The organism is Idiomarina sp. UBA4206, assembly GCF_002383015.1.
Classification (GTDB): domain Bacteria; phylum Pseudomonadota; class Gammaproteobacteria; order Enterobacterales; family Alteromonadaceae; genus Idiomarina; species Idiomarina abyssalis.
Genome location: NZ_DFTS01000006.1, coordinates 1 through 4740, shown reverse-complemented (window position 1 = coordinate 4740; position 4740 = coordinate 1). Strand labels below are relative to the sequence as shown.

The following is a 4740-nucleotide window of genomic DNA, read 5'->3' as shown; positions in this document are numbered from 1 at the left end:
TTTTGTCAGCGTACAGACACCGAAATTCAGTGCGGGTTGTGGTGGTATCGACTTCTATGCCGGTGGCTTCTCGGCCATCGACGCGAATCAGTTTATTGATAACCTTCGTGCCATCGGTCAAAACGCTCAGTCCCTGGCGTTTATGCTGGCCATCCAGATTGTATCCCCACAACTTTCCGGGGTGATGGAAGACATTCAAACATGGGCCAACAAGTACCTGAACATGAACATGGATTCGTGTGAAGCAGCAAGTAAGCTGGTTGGTGGGGCGCTTCAGTACCTGGACGAAGAAAAGGCGAATTGTATCACCACTCGCCAAAATGATTATGGAGAGGATTTTTCAACTGCATCCTTCGCCTGTACAACGGGTGGTAGCCGTAAATCAACAACAGGTTCCGATGGTGAGAAAAACAAAACCGACTTTGTGAAAGGCAATCTTGCCTGGTACGTCCTGATGCAAGATCCATTTTTCCAGGCTGATACTGAGTTTGCTGAGGTCGTGTTGAACATCATTGGTTCGGTCATTATTGCAGATACTCCGGGGGCGTCAGACACCCCTGTAGATATTCGTATCATTGAACCAGCAATCAAGGACTCTATTGAGAAAGAGCGGTTCGACAATATTTATACCGCGTTGCTCTATGGCAACAAAGCGACAGACCAACTACGCATTTACCGTTGCAATGGAGCCACCTCAGATCCGAACAGCTGTACTACCATGAGCAACAGCCTTCAGACGATTAACCCGTCCTGGACAGGTCTTTACACCAAAGTCGAGCAGTTGCTTCAGAGTATCATTACCAAGATTCAATCCGATAGCGCCTTGACGCTTCAGGAACGTGGTTTGATTGGTTCAACCAATGTGCCGATCTACCGCTTCCTGTCGGCTTCTACAACGTACTTCCCGCGCGGTACCGACATTGCAAAAATTTCACAGGAGTACACCACACTGATTGCCCACGATATTTTGTTGCGGTCGCTAGATGCCGTCATTCAGAAGGTAGAGCAACGCAGCTCAACTCTGAAGAAAGGGATGGCTGAAGCCAAGCGTATCAAAGAATTCCGGGATGAACTGGAAGACGTTATGCGCGGCCTGGGGAAAAAACGGAAAGACAATGAATACACTGCCGAACAGCTGATTACCATGCAGGAGCGCATCTTTAAATACGAAAAAGCGTTATTGCCGAAGCTCGGCGGTGAAATTGTGACTGCTGCCATGTGGGGTAAATAATCAATGAACTGGGAAGTTGTCGCCTATGGCAGTGGCGATATGCTGAGAATGATATTCACGGCTATCGCCTCAATATTTGGTAATGCAGATTATAAAGCTGCAATGCAGACAGCCGGTATGCTGGGATTTGTTACCGTGCTTTTTAAAGCGGCTTTTGACCGAAATGTATTCAACAATTTTCGGTGGTTTATCGGCACGATTGTTCTGATCATGGTTGTTTTGGTACCTAAAACAACGGTGATCGTGAATGACCGAATTACGCCTGCAAACAGTGCGGTCGTAAGTAACGTACCGATTGGCCTAGCGGCAACAGCCAGTTTCTTTTCGTTTACAGGGGATTGGTTGGCGCGGTCATTTGAGACAGTATTCTCGATGCCCAACGAGGTCAAATACACCACAACCGGGCTTCTGTTTCCTCATAAGCTGTATGAGGCAACACGGAAGCTGAGCTTCCCTGATGACCGGACGACAAATAACTTCACAGAGTTTTTTGCGTCTTGTGTGGTTGTTGATGGAATTGGGCATAACCGCTTTACCTGGCGCGAGGTTATGGGGTCTGCCAACCTGATGAATTTCTTTGATACCAGGGTAGCGGCGAACGCTGCTAGTTTTAAGTACACGGCCAGTTCTGGTTCTGAGTCCATTCTTCCATGCCGTTCTGGTTTTACGAACACACTGAAGCCTGACATGCTTGCCCTTTACACTAATGTCATTAAATACGGTGTGCAGGGGGATTTAATCAGCCGCTTTGACAGTGCTGCTAATGCAGCTACTAGGATGCAGTCAGACATGCAAAACGCCATGAACTTCATGACCGGCGTAAGCATTTCACCACAACAGTTTGTGACTCAGCAGGCCATTATCAATGCGATGGCAACGGGTACGCATAAGCTGTCCCAGCAAACCAATGCTTCGGAGTTCAACCAGTATATTGTCAGTGGCGCAGAGCTTCACCGCCTGACAACATACCAGGCATTAGGTGATATTGCGTCCGAAAAACTGCCATTACTTCGGACGATCTTTGAAGTCATTATTTATGCGATATTTCCCATTATTGTTTTGATGGCCATCGTCTTGCCGGGAAAGGTTCCTTTGGCCTATATCACGGCACTGGTGTGGATCAATTTATGGGCTCCGATGTACGCCATTCTACATTTCATTATGTCGTACTACTCGCAGGCCTCAATGACCGAGCTGGCAGCACTTTACGGCAACGGTTTTTCTGTTTTCGCCAATGCTGAAATGGCGAAATTTAATTCCGATGTGGTAGCAACCACTGGGTACCTGGCAACGGCATTGCCGATGCTGGCCTGGATGTTGGTGTCCAAGTCCGGGGCAATGGCGGCATCGTTCGCAGGTCGCGTTATGCAGGGTTATGACCAGTCAGTTGAGAAGGGCGCGAATGAGGCTGTTGACGGCAAGGGTCAACGAATGGGAAATACTTGGGAACAAACTGGATCTGGCAATATTCAGAACAGCAATCTCATGGATTCTGGATCGCGTCTAACTAATACGGCTGATGGTAGTAGTCTGTTATCTCAAACAACATCGTCATTGTTGGTGAACCCACAGATCACTGAAGCGGCAGTACAGTCTCAGCAGCAGGCTGTAGAGAGTGCTACCAAGCTTCAAGAGACAGAAAGAGCACAGTTAGCAGAGTCTAACTCGACTGTGCTGGGTGATTCTGGTTCGGTGATGCAGCAGTTGAGTAAGGAGCAAGGGGCTAATAATAACTTCAAAGAGTCCGAAACCGCTCAACAGCAAAGAAACTACACAGCAATGGAACAGGCATTGGATAATTATCAAAAAACGACCGGTGTTACACTTACCGATCAAGCCAAAGCGACAGTTTATGCCCAAGCTGAAGCCAGCGGAGGATTTGAGTTATTTGGCAATGGGGTTAAGGTTAAGGGTGGTGCCACTATTGATGGGTCTACGACCGAATCTGAATCTGATGATTATAAAATGGCTCAGGGCTTTATGAGTAGTAACCAGTTTTCTGAAGCTGTTTCGTCAATTGGTGCTGCAACAAGAGAAATGGCGACTACATTTGGTTTGAAAGAAAGTAATGGCTCTGTTGATCAGTTAAATACTTCTCTTTCAGAACAGCAAACAGCACAGAAGGAATACAGTGCCGCAGTTAGCCAAGAGCAGAGTGCACGGGAGTCATTGAACGCATCAGAAGAATTGCGTTCCGCTCTTAGCGTGGATGGAGGTCAAACCCTGGTCAACGCATTGCTGACATCTAATAATCAAGATGTTGGTCGCGTAGATGCTTTATTGCGTGAAGCAGCTGGAGGGTCAAAAGAAGCTATGGATCAAATCAAGTTTGCATTGATTGATGCTGATGCTCGGTACGGTATGTCGAATGACGAAAACTTTAAACAGGTGCAGCAAGCATTATTAGGTGAAGGAAAAGCCGAGGTAAATTCAACTTACGAAAGCGGTAGTGCTGAAGTTAATTCTCAGGGGGCCAAGTGGCGAGCCGAGGTGGACGGGCAAGCACAAGTTACTGAACAGCAGGTTGATTCAGCTACGGGTGCCGCCCTTGCTTCACAGCAACAGGCAATGAACGACCCTAGCAGTGTTATTACCCAATCCGGCACAACCGATCGCTTGCAAAGCTTAAAAAATGATGTAGTCAATCAAGGAGCTGGGACTGTGGAGCGAGTAGAGGCGGTTAATTACATTGATGAGGCTTCGCCTACACCATTTGCTGCTATGTGGTTTAATGAGGGCCAGCGTGATCAAATGGAGGGCAATCTTAAGGAGAATATTCAGGAGAGAACCCGTAGAAGGAGCGGCGAATAATGCTGATAATCTATATTAAAATCGGTATGTTGGTGTCCTTGCTGATGACCAGCCTCTTTGCTGAGGCTGGTAGTAGTGTCGTTACAGATGAATATCACCGTGTATTTCCAAAAATGTTCTGTAAGCCGGACATACCAGTTGATGAGTGTTTGAATTGGGTTTCTTCCTATGTGGCCCAAAAGCATATCAGGGCGAATAATACATATTATCGAAAGGTTGTCGATGGCAAGGTGAAGGCACTTTTCAAACAGCATGTTGAAAAAAGCACTGAACCTTACGACCCCAATAAGCAAATGATGCTCAGTGCCCAGGTTGAAAAAGAGCTGATTAACGATATTGCGCGGCTGTGGCTGCGGACAGGTTCTTTACCGAACGTAAAATAGAAGAGAAACTGCTTAATGACTATGTTTGTTTTTTCAATTAAGGGTTCTGTTTCCGTAGAAAGTAATGATGGTCAACTTTTACAGGAAGCTATTGATACTTTATTTGAATCTGAAGTTCGTGATGCTACTTTGGCGCTGGATAATTTCATTAGCTATAGCGAAAAAGATTATTCCTTTTCAGGGCGATTGCAAGAGATAAAGGATGGTGTCAGTGTTTCTGATTGGGTTCGTTATAGTGAGGAAGATGGCGTTAATAATCTGACAGTAGAGTTGATAAACATACGTTGATGAGTTCGTGAGAAGGCCACCTACGGG

At 46.5% G+C, this 4740-nt stretch carries 4 protein-coding genes; all 4 read left to right on the top strand.

Annotation, left to right across the window (positions count from 1 at the left end; translation table 11 throughout):
- Positions 1 to 1231: conjugal transfer protein TraH (locus B3180_RS00775; protein ID WP_286842322.1), on the top strand; the 1231-nt coding region annotated here is incomplete at its 5' end.
- 3 nt (positions 1232 to 1234) lie between these two features.
- Entirely contained in the window at positions 1235 to 4042 is a 2808-nt protein-coding gene (locus B3180_RS00770; RefSeq protein WP_286842320.1) for a conjugal transfer protein TraG N-terminal domain-containing protein, read from the top strand.
- Positions 4042 to 4425, top strand: a complete 384-nt coding sequence (locus B3180_RS00765; protein WP_286842318.1) for a hypothetical protein — start codon at positions 4042 to 4044, stop codon at positions 4423 to 4425. Before B3180_RS00770 ends, B3180_RS00765 begins: the two co-directional genes overlap by 1 nt.
- A gap of 15 nt (positions 4426 to 4440) precedes the next feature.
- Complete coding sequence (locus B3180_RS00760; RefSeq protein ID WP_286842316.1) at positions 4441 to 4713, top strand: hypothetical protein; 273 nt, start codon at positions 4441 to 4443, stop codon at positions 4711 to 4713.
- The last annotated feature ends 27 nt before the right edge of the window (positions 4714 to 4740 follow it).

What these genes read in the sequence shown, in the direction of transcription:
- B3180_RS00770 (WP_286842320.1), top strand. Translation starts at nt 1,235, where the DNA reads ATGAACTGGGAAGTTGTCGCCTATGGCAGTGGCGATATGCTGAGAATG.
- B3180_RS00765 (WP_286842318.1), top strand. Translation starts at nt 4,042, where the DNA reads ATGCTGATAATCTATATTAAAATCGGTATGTTGGTGTCCTTGCTGATG.
- B3180_RS00760 (WP_286842316.1), top strand. Translation starts at nt 4,441, where the DNA reads ATGACTATGTTTGTTTTTTCAATTAAGGGTTCTGTTTCCGTAGAAAGT.